The organism is Streptomyces sp. NBC_00250 (genome assembly GCF_036192275.1).
Taxonomy (GTDB): Bacteria; Actinomycetota; Actinomycetes; order Streptomycetales; family Streptomycetaceae; genus Streptomyces.
On record NZ_CP108089.1, the window covers coordinates 19,521 to 33,164 of the forward strand.

The window sequence follows — 13,644 nt, forward strand, 5'->3', positions numbered from 1 at the left end:
CATGAAGACCGTGATGCCGACGACGATGCCCACCACAAGGAGCAGGGCCGCCAGCGGCGCGGATCGGTGAGCAGTCCGCTGCGGCAGGTTCCTCGGCGGAGACGGAAGCCCCGCCGGTCGAGCTCGCCGTTCTTGGCGCACGAGACTCTTCGAGGACTCCGACAGCGGCGCCTTCCAGCTGAGCTGGTCGGCAGGCCCGGACCTACGGGAATCGCCCACCCTCGTTCGGAGGGTGGGCGATTCCCGTAGGCGGATGGCCAGGCCGTTCTACAGGAACCCGATGAAGTCGGCGAGGGCCCGGCCGCCGTAGTCGTGGTCGGTCAGCAGGGGCAGCGCGTAGCCGGTGAGCAGAGTGAGGAGCCATCCGAGGAGCACGAGGCCGGGGACCCATCGGTCGTACAGGCGATGGAGAACTGTCCGCGCGCCGACGGCGAGAACGGCGTTGAGGAGGATGGCGATCAGTGGCTTCCACAGGGGCTGGACGGGGTCGGCGGAGTATGTCGCGCTGAGCAGGATCCCGGTCGCCGCGGCGGTGGCGAAGACTGCCGTACAGGTGAGAGCGGTCAGCCAGATGAGGTCGCTTCGCCTGCTGCGACGCCGCATCATCTCTGCCGGGTCGGCCATCACGGTGGCTGTGTGGGAGACCCGCCTGAGCGCCTCCTCGAACGCCGCCAGTTCGCCCTTGCCGGCGCCCATGGCGATGAGAAGCGGCCGCAGACGGGACCACGAGGGCAGGACCTTCCCTGCGAGCCACTGCTTCACCGCTCTGCGGGCCTTGCGCGTGGCGAAGCCCTGGCTGACCTCGGAAGCCAGACGGGCATGCGACCAGTCAGCCCGCCCCACGCCGGCGCGCTGCCTCAGTGCCTCGATCTGCGCCCCGAACTGTCTCGCGTCCGAAGCACCGGCCAACGCGATCGTGAGGGGGGTCGGTGGCGCGGGGAAGTTGTCCGGTCCACGTAGGGCGTCGGCTACGTCGTCCACGTCATCCACGTCGTTCACGGGCGGGCCTGGGACGACGGAGACTCCGGGAGAGACGTTCTCGTCATCAGGCTGGGTCCCGGTGGCGGACGACGGCGCGGGGCTTTCGGAGAGCTCCGGGGCGGAGCCGCTGAGGGCGGGCTCCGCGACGTGAGGCTGCTCGTCGTCCAGAGAGGGAGCGTTCCTCTCGGCCTCGATCCGGATCGCGTTCGGCGCGAGGGGGGATCTTCCGTGCTGTGCTGCCTCCTGCCGGGCCCGTGCCTCCGCCTCGGTCACCCTGCGGGACGCGCTCTCGAAGGACTCGTCCCCCTGCCGTTCGATCCTCGGGTACGCCTCCTTGAAGGCCTCGGACTCCCGCCGGGCGATGCGTACGTACGAGCTGAAGAAGGCCGCCTTCTCCCCATCAGTGGCTCCCAGGGCGTCAATCAGTGCATCCAGCGCCCAGTAGAGCTTGGGGAACTGGCTGCCGTCGAGCCACCCGTCGACCGAGTTGTCCACCTGCCGGCTCTCGCTGCTGAGACGCCCACCGTCGGCCTGCGCGTTCATCCTCTCCACAGGCCAACCCTCGATGCCGGCACGGACCCGCAGCATCCCGACCGCCCGCCCCAGATCGGCTGGGGACAATGCCGTGGACAAGGTCTGGACAACCACGCTCCGCCCCGTGGACGTTGCGATATCCGTGCTGGTCACAGCGTTGTCCCTGTTGTCTCCAGGGTCTGCGTGGACAATCCCGCTGTCCACGGTCAGGTCGTCCTGCCTCGCGACGACCTGCCCGGTGATCACGTGCGGGGCCGCGGCGTCTGCGACGACGGGCCCGCCGACGCCGAGGTGCGAGCGCAGCTCATCGAGTCCCTCGTCCTGCTCAACGAGCTGGTCCTGCACCGCCTGAAGCACCTCGCCGATGCGCTCCAAAGGAGGCAGGTCCAGCCCGACACCCGCCGGCTGCGGCAGCAGCCTCCCCGCGCCCTGAGCAGCGCCTGTGGTCCGGCGTGCGTCGGCCTGCACTCGCGCGACGTTCGCCTCGGCGGCCAGGCGCAGCTCGAAGGCCTGCTCGGTGGCCTTGCGGGCGTGCCGCAGCTGACCTTCCGCCTGCTCCCGGTACATCTCCGACTGCTCCAGAGCAGCCTGGAGTTCGTGAGCGCCGTGGGCTTCGAGGCGGGCGTGGTCGCGCTCCTCGGTCAACTGGGCGCATTGGTTCTGCAGGACGGAGACCATCTCCTGCAGCTGCGAGCAGCGCTTCTCGGAATCGGCGAGCTTGCGCATGGCCTCGATCTGCTGCAGCCGGGCGTCGTCGAGGCGTAAGAGGACCTCGCCGACACCGGCCGGCATCGACGGTCTGTCCGGGATACCTGGCGAGGCCTGGGGCGCCGGCCGTGCGGCCGGCCTCCGGACCGCCTTCTGCGCGGCTTCCAGGAGGCGGCGCCCTTCGGCGCGCTGACGCTCGCGCATCTCCGTGTCGGACACGAGTGTGTCGACGACATCGTTCAGCAGCTGCTCGGGGATGAGCTTGGCGCCGTTGCGGTACTCGCTCCACACCGACTTCGAGTACGGGAACGTCTCCGCCAGCACCCGCACCTGGACGCCCGCAGTGACCTTGCGAAGCCAGGTCACTGCGGGCGCATTCGCCTCCTCGGTACGGCCCCTCAGCTCGCTCATCGGCCGTCCTGCCTGCGCCATCCCGTCCCCCTGCAACGCGTCCGCACGATGGACAACGCCCCCGTTGTCCGCGATCAACCGCCAGCTGCCTGGGCCTTCGTTGATCGCCCCAGGCGGACATTCTCACTCCCCGTCAGCTTGGTCTCCAGTTGGTTCACCGAACTCAGGAGGCCCGCATGCCCAGCCCGAACCCTCCCCGCCCGTCCCGCCGTACCTGGGCGGCCGCCTTCACCACCGTCCTCGTCCTCGCCCTGAACCAGGGCTGGCCCGCCGCCGACGTCATCAAGCTCGCCACCGGCGTCCTCGTGCTGATCGCCCTGGTTGTCGGCGTCGGCTCCAACAGCGAGTAGCCCCGCAGCGGTGTGCGCCCAGCCAGGGTGGCGCCTACTGGCGTCTACTCGGGGAACCGGAGCGCCGGAGGCCGGTGTACGGCAGCAGGGCCGCCCCGGCGTCACCGGCCGGGGCGGCCCTGCTGCTTCAAAGCCTATGGTCGGGTTGGCTCTTCTTCACGTGCGCGGAGTCCACGCTGTCGTCGATGCGGTACCGCACGCCGGTGGTCTGCCCGGACTCGGCGCCCGGGTCGACCAGGTCCACGAACTCGACGAGCTTGTACGTCGCGAGCGCTCACTCGGCAGCCCGCTGCACGCAGAGCACGGGCGCAGGACACGGCACAAGTCGACGACCGAAACAGAAACTGATTCGCCTGGCGATTCGTCTTGGGCAAGGAACCAAGCGGATGGGAAGCCAGGTGGAGCAGGCAGTCAGAGGCAAGACGTCCACGGGAGATGCGAGGCGCCGGTGGGGCTGGACACAGGGGCAGGTGCTCGCCGCGTTCGCAGTGCTGACGGCCGGGCTCCTGGCATTCCACCGGGCGGTTCCCAACGCCGTCGGCCACCTGGGCAGCTTCCTGGAAACCTTCCTGCCGTGGCTCGGCATCGTCGTCGTCGTGCTGCTCGTCCTGGCGCTGCTGCGCCGATCAGCCACCGCGCTGGTGGCGCTGCTTCTGCCTGTGACGGCCTGGACGTATGTCTTCGGTGGGTTGCTTCTTCCCGTGGTGGAGCCCGGCGCGCACGACCTGGTCGTCGTGCAGCACAACGTCAGCGACGAGAACACCGACCCAGCGGGCACGGCGCGCGCCCTTGTCAGCGCCGAGCCGGATCTCATCGCGCTGCAGGAACTGGTGTCTCCGGCGCTGCCGGTCTACGAGAGGACGCTCGCTGCGGACTACCCGTACCACGTGGTGCGGGGCACCGTCGGACTGTGGTCGAAGCATCCGCTCACCGATACCCGGCTACTGGACATCAAGCCGCGAGGAATCGCTGAACCCTGGAGTCGCGGGCTGCGGACCGTCGTCAATGCTCCGGACGGCGACATCGCGACGTACGTCACGCACCTACCGTCGGTCCGCGTCCGGGCGAGCGGCCTGGCATCCTCCTGGCGCGACGAGAGCGCCGGTCTGCTGGGCAAGGCCATCGCTGCCGAGCCGTTGAAGACCGTGATTCTGCTGGGCGACCTCAACGGCACGGTCGACGACCGTGGGCTGGCCCCGCTGACCTCACGGTTGAACGTGGCGGAGCGGGGCTTCGCCCTCAGCTTCCCCGCCGCCTTTCCGCTGGCTCGGATCGACCAGGTCATGGCCCGCTCGGCAACCGTCGTCCACATACGCACCCTGCCTGCCACCGGCAGCGACCATCTGCCGGTCGCTGCGAGAATCACCCTGCGCTGAGGCAGTGAGCAGTGAGCAGTCGACGCCACCGGTTTTGAAGACGGGGGAGTGGCGCTCCGACGGGGCGACGGGCCGTCAGTCTTCAAAACCCGGTTCTGAAGACCTCGGATCAGAGCTGGGTGAGAGGTGCCGGGGACCTTCCCGCGAGCTGCTGCGCCGTCGCCACGAGCTTCTCCTGTCGGTTCGGCACGCGCGAAGGTGGCCCGGCCGGGGGCCGGGTCACCTTGGACTGACTGAGGGGATCAGGCGGGCTGCGGGGCGGGGCTTGCCGGGGCGGCCGCGACCTTGCGGGTCTCGTGCATCATCAGCAGACCGTTGACCACCATCAGCGTCGCGGTCAGGCCATGGATGCCGAGCGCGATGCCCACGGAGCCGTGGTGGGCCAGCACGGTGGTCATGTCGCCGTACGCGGCGAGGGCTTCCACCAGCAGCACCCAGCCCAGCGCCCGGCGGTGGCCCGTCACCAGCAGGATGCCCAGGACCAGGGCCAGGACGACGTCGCGGATTCCCTTGATGATCAGGAAGCCGCCGCCGTCGCCGGCCGGCCAGCTCGGCAGGCCGAAGCCCGGCGCCGTCGTCTCCGGGCTCAGGATGAAGTCCGTCCCGAACCAGAGGATGAAGAGGATGAAGGCGGCGGACAGGACGGTGTTGATCTTCTTCAGCGGCATTGTCTTCTCCCTGTCGGTCTTCGTGAACTTGGTGGAGCGCGTCTTCCAGGACGACGCCGAGGAGGGTGAGCTCGGGCGGGTCGGCCATCAGGTGGTCGCCCAGGGAGGTCCGATTTCGGCAGGTCCCTCCAGGACGGCGGGGGAGTCCGCGAGGTTCAGATGAGGGCGGTGACCAGCAGGGTGAAGGCGGCGATGATGACGGCGACGCGGACGTAGTGGAAGCGGTCCCAGCGGTTCATCTGCTGCTTCCAGTCGGCGGGCCGGTTCTCAGGGGTCCACGTCTTGCCCTGGTTGTTGATCGGGACGAGCAGCAGGATCGACATGATCACGCTGACGATCAGCAGCACGCCGGCGGCGACGACGAGGCCGGTGCCGGCGTGGTGCCATCCGGCGATGGCCCAGATGGCGGTGAGGACGAGCGAGCCGATGTACCAGACCGGCATCACGGCGCCGAGCATCCGGCCCCCGTGTGCGCGGCCGAGCTGGCCGCTGTCCTCGGGGAGTGCGTTGAAGATCGGGTTCATGACGAAGGCGACGGAGAACTCCACCCCCACCATCAGGCCGACGACCACGGTGGTGAAGACCTCGAGTGCGTTGAGCATGATGACCCCTCCAGGAATCTAGCGTCGCTAGGTGATGAGGCAACGCTAGTACTACTGCCGCTCGATTGTCTAGCGGTGCTAGAATCGAATCATGTCGGTACAGGAACGCAAGCAGCGCGAACGGGCGGACCGCGAGCGCCTCATCGTGGCGACGGCCCGCGAACTCGCCGAGCAGCAGGGCTGGGACGCGGTCACCACCCGCCGGCTCGCCGAGCGCATCGAGTACAGCCAACCCGTCCTCTACAGCCACTTCCGCGGCAAGCGCGAGATCATCGGCGCCGTCGCCCTCCAGGGCGCCGCCGAGATGGCCGCGGCGGTGCGGGCCGCGACCTCCGCCGCGGACGGTCCGCGCGAGCGGGCCGCCGCGCTCGCCCGCGCCTACCTCGACTTCGCCGAACGCCATCCGGCGGTCTACGACGCCATCTTCCAGCTCGACGGCGGTCTCGCGTACGCGCAGGAGGACACCCCGGAACCGCTCAAGGACGCCTTCGCCGCCCTGCTGGAGACACTCGGAGAAGTCGCCGGGGACGGCGTCCACCCGGGACTGTTCACCGAGACGTTCTGGGCGGCCCTGCACGGCGTCGCGACCCTGACCCGGGCGCGACGGCTGCCGCCGGAGGACACCGAGCAGAGAGTGCACCTGCTGGTGGAACGGCTCGCCGTGGTCTGACACAGCGTCCCGGCGGGCACGCGGCCGGGCCCTCGGGCCCCGGCTGCGTACCTGCGCAGACCCTCGCGTGGCGGGTGGGCGCGCAGCTGTAGCGGCCCAGGCAGTTGAGGGTGGCGTGATTCAGCGGGGAGCCCCCGGCCGCGTCTTCGTCCAGGACGTCATGGTCCCGCTCCTCGGGCGGCAGGGCCCGGGGTCCGCCGCCCCTCGCGGCCGGACATCCGCAGCAGCTCGTACGCGCGGACCTGCCCGGTCACCCGTGAGCCGGTGGCTTCGTTCGCTTCCAGGGGCAGCGTTTGTCCGCCAGTTTGGGCAGCAGTTGCGGATCTTGAGGCCCGTGAATGTTCATGAGAAATAGCAGCGCGAGCGATGCGCGGTGCGTCACTCGTCCTGCCCGCGGGGCGTCAGTGCCCGGCGGGTGCTCGGGTGAGTCCGGTTCGGACCTTTGTCAGCGTCTGGCCGAGGAGGGGGCGGGCTCGTGCCCGTGTCGGCACTCCGCGCGCTGTTCCCGTCCAGCCACCCGGGAGGCATCTAGATCTTGTAGGGCTCCAGGGGGTATGCCCTCTGGAGCCCTACCGTCCGAGATTTGCTCTCAGCTTTGGGATGTTTCGGTGGTCAGTGCCGTGCGGACGGCGGCTTCGACCTGGGTGGCGGTGTTGGCGTGGCCGCTGGCGTTGGGGTGCACGAGCGTGGTGCGGTTGCCGCCGGAGCAGGTCAGGGTGAGCGGTCCGACGGCGACTTCGCTGGGCCAGTACGAGCCGGCCTTGCCGCAGACTCCCTCGACCCACTTGGTGGCCCGGGGCTGACAGGCGTCGTGGCCGACGCTGGAGGTGGCGGTGTCGACGTACGTGCCGCCGCTCAGCTCCGTGATGGCCTCGACGATCGCGTTGAGGTGGGTGTTCACCTCGCCCAGCCAGGCGATGTCCCCGTGGGTGGCCGAGATCCGGCCGACGTCCTTGAGGTCGGCCGCCAGCTCGGTGGTGTCCTGGCGGTCACAGGTGGTGGGGTCCTCCGGGACGATCGTGGGGTATCCGACCGTGATGACCTTGGCGTTGGGCGCCTTCTCCTGCACGGCGCGCAGCATGCCGGCGTACTCCCGGGTGACCCGGTCGTACTTGTCGTAGATCGACTCGGGGTCGAGGAACGGGCCGCCCGCCTCGTAGGAGTCCCGACAGGGGGTGGCCTCGTCCGGCTGGCCGATGCCGGCGATCAGACAGGACGTGAGGATCTTGCCGAAGGGCAGGCTGTTGCCGCCGACGCCGATCGTGACCACGTCGGTGCTCGCGCTCAGCCCGGTCCGGTCGACCTGGGGGGCCACGCTGGGCCAGCCGTCCTCGGGGGCCTGCACCGGGCTGATGGGGGTCTGCCGGGCCGAGGCGATCTCGTTGATGGTGGCGCCGCCGCAGCTGAAGTCGATCAGCTGCACCAGTCGGCCCGCGGGCGGTTCCGCCGTGAGCCTGCGCTCGACAAGGTTCGGGTACGCGCCCGTCGTGCGGTCGCAGCCGTCACGGTCCGCGCTGCCGAGCGCCGGGCGGGGTTCGCCGACGAACACGCCGGCCGTGTACGAGTCGCCGAGTGCCACCCACTCCACAGGTTCCGGCGCCGCCGCAGCCCCGGCCGGAATCCCGGCCGCAAGCGACAGCGCGGCCAGCGCACCCAGGGCGATCGCCCGAACGGCAGCCCTGCCCCGCGAGGTCCTTGCCGCACATGCTTGCGGCGTTGACCTCGTCATCTTGATGTCGAACATGCACCTCTCCCAAGGAGGGAACCGAAAGATCAACTACGCAGGGCAGCCAATCAGTCACATTCGGCTACCTACTACTGGGTGGGTGCACATTCACTCCTCCGATGCCCGGAGTGGCCAAATAGCGGTCGACGAACGGCCAATTGTGAACCGTCACCCCCTCTCCGACCTGCACGAGACGCCCTACCAGCGGCCCAACCGTCGGTCGGAGTCATACAGGAAGCGGCCGAGGACCGGCGTGCAGCTGCCCGCTGACCCGGCCGCGATCCACCCCGGCAGCCCCCGCACCATCACCGACACCGGGAACGCCCTCGGCCTCGACGACCTGACCGTGGATCTGGGTGCCTCCCAAACCCATGAACATCCGACGGCGCTACTCGTGAATAAAGCCAAGCCGGTGACCTGCAGCATGTCCGGCCAGTGTGAGGTGACCTCGGTCAAGCCGCTGAACGGACGGTCGACTTCACGCGGTAGCGGTGCATGTCGCGCGACTCTTCGTCGAGTTCGACCGTGTGCCCACGAAGTCGACCTCTACCAGCCCGTGGTCCTGCCGCAGGAGGCCGCCACCGGGGACATCCCGTCGAACGGTAGCTGCACTGCTCCCGGGCCGGCGCTGTCGGCCCGGCGATGCGGCTGGTTTCAAAACCGGGTTTGAACCGGGGTGCGTCGTTGCGCGAGCCGGCGGGGTGGTTCCTCTACGGCGATTCGTCTGTGGTGGAGCCCTCCTTGGCGTCGGGTGGCTTGCGCCGCGAGCTCTGCCTTGCCGGATTGCTGGAGTAGGTGACTATAGTGCTAGGCAACTAGATAAATGGAGGAACTGGTGATTGAGTTCCACCTCAGCGGCCGGTCCGGTCTGTCCCCCTACCAGCAGCTGGTCCAGCAGGTGCGGCACGCCCTGCGCCTGGGCGTGCTGAAGGAGGGCGACAGGTTGCCGACCGTCAAGGACGTCGCCAAGCAGATGGCGGTCAACCCGAACACGGTGCTCAAGGCGTACCGCGAGCTGGAGCACGACGGCCTGGTGGCCGCCCGCCCAGGGGTCGGGACCTTTGTGACCCGGACGCTGGCCGACGGCACGCTCGCCGCCCACGGTCCGCTGCTCAAGGACCTGCAGCGCTGGCTGACCAAGGCCCGCCTGGCCGGGCTCGATGACGAAAGCATCGAGGCGCTGTTCCTGAACGCCTTTCGTAACACCGCCGGAGAGGACGTAGCGTGAGTGCGGTCTTGCGAGCCCGGGGACTGGGCAAGAGGTACAAGCAGCGGTGGGCGCTGCAGAACTGCGAACTGGATGTTCCACCCGGCCGGGTGGTCGGCCTGGTCGGCCCCAACGGAGCCGGCAAGTCGACCCTGTTGAAGCTGGCCTCCGGCATGCTGACCCCGACAGCCGGATCGATCGAGGTGTGCGGTGGCCGTCCGGCCTCTGACGTGGAACAGCTGGCCAAAGTCGGTTTCGTCGCCCAGGACACCCCCACCTACGCCGCGCTGAGCGTCGCCGACCACCTCGACTTCGGCAGGCGTCTCAACCCGAACTGGGACGACGCCCTGGCCCGGGACCGGATCCGTCGCCTCGGTCTGGACCCCAAGCAGCGGGCCGGCAAGCTGTCCGGCGGCCAGCGCGCGCAGCTCGCTCTCACCCTCGGCATCGGCAAGCGCCCGGAGCTGCTGATCCTGGACGAGCCGGTCGCGGCGCTGGACCCGCTCGCCCGGCGGGAGTTCATGCAGGACCTCATGGAGGCCGTCGCCGAGCACGAACTGAGCGTCGTGCTCTCCTCCCACCTGGTCTCCGACGTGGAGCGGACCTGCGACTACGTCATCGTGCTGGTCGACTCCCGCGTGCAGGTGGCCGGCGACATCGAAGACCTGGTCGCCTGCCACCACCGGCTCACCGGCCCGCGCCGGGACCCGGCAACCCTCCCCGCGGACCAGCACGTCATCACCGCGAGTCACACCGAACGGCAGACCACCCTCCTGGTGCGCGCCGACGCTCCGGTCAAGGATCCGTCCTGGACCGTCAGCCCGCTCGGCCTGGAAGACATCGTCCTGGCCTACATGACCCGGCCCGCCGACGCGGTCCGTGACACCCGACCCGCGCTGGAGGTCCTCCGATGATCTGGCTGACCTGGCGCCAGTTCCGTACCCAGGCCGGCGTGATGTTCGCCGCGATGGCCGTCTTCGCCGCCGCCCTCGCGGTCACAGGACCGCAGCTGGCCGACCTCTACAAGGCCGCCGGCAGCAGCCTGGTGGACCGGCTCTCCAGTTCGGACCAGGGGCTCTATTACGCGGGACTGCTGATCGTTCTCGCCGTGCCGGCCGTCATCGGGATGTTCTGGGGCGCGCCGCTGATCGCCCGTGAACTGGAGACCGGCACTCACCACCTCGCGTGGAGCCAGGGCGTCACCCGCACCCGCTGGCTGGCGACCAAGCTCGGCCTCGGCGCGGTGGCCGCCATGACCGTCGCCGGACTGGCCGCGCTCGCGGTGAGCTGGTGGAGCAGCCCCATCGACCGGTCCATCGACAACGGTGGCGCGACGGACACGTACTTCGCGAGGCTCGACCCCGTGGCCTTCGCCGCGCGGGGTGTCGTCCCCGTCGCCCACGCCGCCTTCGCCTTCGTCCTGGGCGTCGCCCTCGGCCTCGTCATCCGCCGCACCGTGCCCGCGATGGCGACCACGTTCGTCGCCTACATCGCGGTCCAGTTCACCGTGCCGATGTGGATCCGGTCCCATCTGGCCGCAGCGGACCGGACCATCGTGCCGATCGCCCCCGACGGCGCCCCCATCAGCATCCAGGACGGTGCCAAGCAGATCGTCGCCCATCCCGACGTGCCAGGGTCCTGGGTCACCTCCCAGCAGACGCTCGACGCCGCCGGTGAACCGACCTCCGTGCCGTCGTCCTTCGCCGAATGCCTGCACACTGCTTCGGGCCCGCCCACCCTGCCGCAAGTCGACGGCTGCATCGCCGACCTTCAGGCCCTGGGCTACCAGCAGCAGGTGACGTACCAGCCCGCCGGCAACTTCTGGGCCCTGCAGTGGGCCGAGACGGGGCTCTATCTCGGCCTCGCCCTCGCCCTCGCAGGGGGCTGCGTCTGGTGGATCCGCCGCCGGCTGACCTGACGGACGACGCGTCGCTTGCTCGCGTCGGCGTGAGTCCCGCCGCCTCACGCCGCGCCTTACGCTGCCTCGCGCAGCGAAGCGCCCGAACGGCCTCGGCCGGGCGTCTCCTGGCCTCAGAAACGGCTCAAGTCGCTTGTCTCTACAGGTCTCTTCACAGCATGGTGGACTTCGCCATCGACCAATGGCCTGAAACACCAGGGGGAGACGAACATGAAGATCAGACGGATCAGCCTGTCCGCATACGCCGTCGTCGCGCTGCTCACGGGGACGGTCGCCTGTACGGCCGGCGGCGGGGCGGCCGACAGTGGGGCGGCCAGCGGTGAGGCGGCCAGCGGTGAGGCGGCCAGCGGTGGGCCGGCCAAGAAAGCTCAGCTCGCCGTCGACACGGCATGCGAGAACGGCACGTACACGTGGTTCAACGTCGACAAGCGAGACGTGCTGACGGGTGTCGCCGAGAAGCAGAAGCTCGGCAAGGGGGGCGGCAAACTGACGAACAGGTTGTCGACGCTCCACACCCCACGTACCGCCGTCACGTTCGAGAAGGGCCCGCGGGTCGACGCGGAGGCCGCGCTCCGCTCGCTGGGCTCCCACATCGGGGAGAGGGACGAGATCGACAACGACGATTACGGCTTCGCCGATGTCCGCAGGCCCGCACCGCAGCCAGCGACCACCACCAGCGTCAGCGGCGCCGGGACCTTCGTGGACTTCGCCTTTGTCCGACAGGTCACCGCCGACTTCCGGTACACCTGCGGCAACGGCGAGCTGGCGACGGGCCGCGCGATCAGCTGGACCGGTGACGGCGCGGGCGTCGTGGAGTGCTCCACATCGGTCGAGAACGTGAAGGCGGGGGAACCGGTCTTGGAAGCGGCCCGTCTGTCCTGCGGGCCCAACAGCCCTGCGGCCAGGGCCAAGAAGGCCTGACGAGCTCGCGGTCGGTGGTCGCGACCGCGGACCCGACCTCGACTCACGGCCCCCGCCAGAGGTTGGCGAAGGCCGAGTTCTCGATGTTCCGCCTCTGGCGTACGGCCTCCAGCTCCATCACCGCGTCATGGACCGCGGCCACCACGGTCGTCACCGCCTCGTCGTCGAAGCCGGGCTCTTCGTCGGGGCGGCGGCCGCCGTCGATGCCCACGACCGAGGCGAGGGCCGCCAGGACGGGTTCCTTCTCCTCCCAGCGGTCCGTTGCCCGGCGGCGCCCGGGCGTATCCGCCGGTTCCACGCGTTCCGTGCCGAAGGACAGCCGGCCGCTTCGCTTCCGCGTCAGCTCGCCCTCGTCCTCCAGGGCCGCCTGGTACGTGGCCGAGAGGTCTCGGCCCCGGCGCCACAGCCAGTCCTCGACCTGTTCGTAGGGCGCCTGCCGGGACAGCCCCGCCGCAGCGTCGGCCAGGAGCCGGTCGTCCGGCGTCGCGGCTTCGCCCGGCACGATGCGGTCGCCGTCCACGGTGGCGGTCCCCGCGCCGACGAGATCGATCAGCTCGGCTCCCGCGAGTGCGAGCGACAGGTCGCCCTGTCCCACCGAGTCCTTCGACTCCGGGCTCATTCCGATGAGGAACAGATCTCTTGCCGTGGTCATGAACGGATCCCCTCGGAGACGTCGGCAAAGGTGGGGCGACTTCACGATCAGTATCGCCCCCGCCGTGCGGCCGAAGCCCGTCGCGGGAAGGGAATCGCCTTGCGTCGGGAGGCGACCCGCGTCACGTCCGTGATCCGGCAGGTGACGGGCTCGTCGACCCGCGTCAGGCTCCGGGCACGTTCGTCGGCGAGTTGGCCGGGGGCGCCTGCTCGGCGGTCGTGCTGGTCGCGGCCCTCGGCGGACGGCTTCGACCAGCACTTTCGCGGTGGGCCCGCCCTGGTCGGGTCAGGTGGCCGACTCCAGGGCGTCCAGGCGGATGTCGTACTCGGCCCGGGCGGTGGCGATCTCCTCCTGGTGGTCCTCCGTCCAGTCCACCAGGGCCCTGATCGTGGTGTGCAGGGTCGCTCCGAGCGGAGTGAGCTCGTACTCCACGCGCGGGGGGACGACCGGGTGCACCGTGCGTCGTACGAGGCCGTCCCGTTCCAGCTGGCGCAGCGTCACGGTCAGCATCCGCTGACTGATGCCTTCGATGCGGCGGCGCAGTTCGGAGAAACGCAGGGTCTGGCGCTCCAGGTGCGCGATGGCGAGCAGCGACCACTTGTCGGCGACGCGGTCGAGGATCTGCCTCACCTCGCATCCCTCGCGGGCATCCCACTGGCGGACGTCGTAGTCCTGCTCGGTACCCGTGCAGTGACTTGGTGACTTTAAAGTGCGTTCTTCCATGGTTCCCCACCGTGCCGCATGATGCCAGTGGTTACAAGTGGGAACCAGCACAGGCTTCTTCTTTGCAACTCCCCTCCCAGCCTGCCCCGTTCTCACGCGAACTTCAAGGGAACTCCAAGCACCTGCCGCAATAATGCGGCTGATTCCCTATCGCTATTCCTTCGCGTTCAAGGAGAAATTCTGTGTCCACACTGCAA

The 13,644-nt window shown here is 69.4% G+C and carries 14 protein-coding genes; 8 read left to right on the top strand and 6 right to left on the bottom strand.

The features are described from left to right. Positions 1-267 precede the first annotated feature (267 nt). Positions 268-2,634, bottom strand: a complete 2,367-nt coding sequence (locus OG259_RS41340; protein ID WP_328947358.1) for a hypothetical protein — start codon at positions 2,632-2,634, stop codon at positions 268-270. A 176-nt stretch (positions 2,635-2,810) separates the two neighbouring features. On the opposite strand from OG259_RS41340, the gene OG259_RS41345 reads away from it, so the two are divergent. Beyond that, the gene (locus OG259_RS41345) at positions 2,811-2,984 is read left to right on the top strand and encodes a hypothetical protein (RefSeq protein WP_328947359.1); all 174 of its coding nucleotides are present in this window, start codon (positions 2,811-2,813) and stop codon (positions 2,982-2,984) included. A gap of 470 nt (positions 2,985-3,454) precedes the next feature. After that, positions 3,455-4,360: an endonuclease/exonuclease/phosphatase family protein gene (locus tag OG259_RS41350; RefSeq protein ID WP_443052166.1), complete on the top strand. Its 906-nt coding sequence runs from the start codon at positions 3,455-3,457 to the stop codon at positions 4,358-4,360. Positions 4,361-4,602: 242 nt separating this feature from the next. On the opposite strand, the gene OG259_RS41355 is transcribed toward OG259_RS41350, so the two are convergent. After that, positions 4,603-5,028, bottom strand: coding sequence for a DUF4267 domain-containing protein (locus OG259_RS41355; RefSeq protein ID WP_328947361.1), 426 nt, complete (start codon positions 5,026-5,028; stop codon positions 4,603-4,605). Positions 5,029-5,183: 155 nt separating this feature from the next. Next, positions 5,184-5,630, bottom strand: a complete 447-nt coding sequence (locus OG259_RS41360; protein ID WP_328947362.1) for a DUF1772 domain-containing protein — start codon at positions 5,628-5,630, stop codon at positions 5,184-5,186. Positions 5,631-5,721: 91 nt separating this feature from the next. On the opposite strand from OG259_RS41360, the gene OG259_RS41365 reads away from it, so the two are divergent. Further along, the gene (locus OG259_RS41365; RefSeq protein ID WP_328947363.1) at positions 5,722-6,300 is read left to right on the top strand and encodes a TetR/AcrR family transcriptional regulator; all 579 of its coding nucleotides are present in this window, start codon (positions 5,722-5,724) and stop codon (positions 6,298-6,300) included. Between the two features lie 589 nt (positions 6,301-6,889). On the opposite strand, the gene OG259_RS41370 is transcribed toward OG259_RS41365, so the two are convergent. Next, complete coding sequence (locus tag OG259_RS41370; RefSeq protein ID WP_328947364.1) at positions 6,890-7,879, bottom strand: SGNH/GDSL hydrolase family protein; 990 nt, start codon at positions 7,877-7,879, stop codon at positions 6,890-6,892. Between the two features lie 400 nt (positions 7,880-8,279). Here OG259_RS41370 and OG259_RS41375 point away from each other — a divergent pair, with 400 nt between their 5' ends. The 5 genes from OG259_RS41375 to OG259_RS41395 all read left to right on the top strand — a co-directional run bounded on the left by OG259_RS41375 (position 8,280) and on the right by OG259_RS41395 (position 12,072). Continuing rightward, on the top strand, positions 8,280-8,696 hold the full coding sequence (locus tag OG259_RS41375; RefSeq protein ID WP_328947365.1) for a hypothetical protein: 417 nt from the start codon (positions 8,280-8,282) through the stop codon (positions 8,694-8,696). 153 nt (positions 8,697-8,849) lie between these two features. Next, the gene (locus tag OG259_RS41380; RefSeq protein WP_328947366.1) at positions 8,850-9,254 is read left to right on the top strand and encodes a GntR family transcriptional regulator; all 405 of its coding nucleotides are present in this window, start codon (positions 8,850-8,852) and stop codon (positions 9,252-9,254) included. Next, entirely contained in the window at positions 9,251-10,147 is an 897-nt protein-coding gene (locus OG259_RS41385; protein WP_328947367.1) for an ABC transporter ATP-binding protein, read from the top strand. The genes OG259_RS41380 and OG259_RS41385 overlap by 4 nt, the downstream gene beginning before the upstream one ends. Continuing rightward, positions 10,144-11,151 (top strand): ABC transporter permease subunit, encoded by a 1,008-nt coding sequence (locus OG259_RS41390; protein WP_328947368.1) that lies wholly within the window; start codon positions 10,144-10,146, stop codon positions 11,149-11,151. Before OG259_RS41385 ends, OG259_RS41390 begins: the two co-directional genes overlap by 4 nt. 210 nt (positions 11,152-11,361) lie before the next feature. After that, positions 11,362-12,072, top strand: a complete 711-nt coding sequence (locus tag OG259_RS41395; protein WP_328947369.1) for a hypothetical protein — start codon at positions 11,362-11,364, stop codon at positions 12,070-12,072. 43 nt (positions 12,073-12,115) lie between these two features. Here OG259_RS41395 and OG259_RS41400 read toward each other — a convergent pair whose 3' ends face one another. Together OG259_RS41400 and OG259_RS41405 are read right to left on the bottom strand one after the other, a co-directional pair. Beyond that, the gene (locus tag OG259_RS41400; RefSeq protein WP_328947370.1) at positions 12,116-12,724 is read right to left on the bottom strand and encodes a GOLPH3/VPS74 family protein; all 609 of its coding nucleotides are present in this window, start codon (positions 12,722-12,724) and stop codon (positions 12,116-12,118) included. Positions 12,725-13,009: 285 nt separating this feature from the next. Beyond that, positions 13,010-13,447, bottom strand: coding sequence for a winged helix-turn-helix transcriptional regulator (locus tag OG259_RS41405; RefSeq protein WP_266903231.1), 438 nt, complete (start codon positions 13,445-13,447; stop codon positions 13,010-13,012). Between the last annotated feature and the right edge of the window lie 197 nt (positions 13,448-13,644).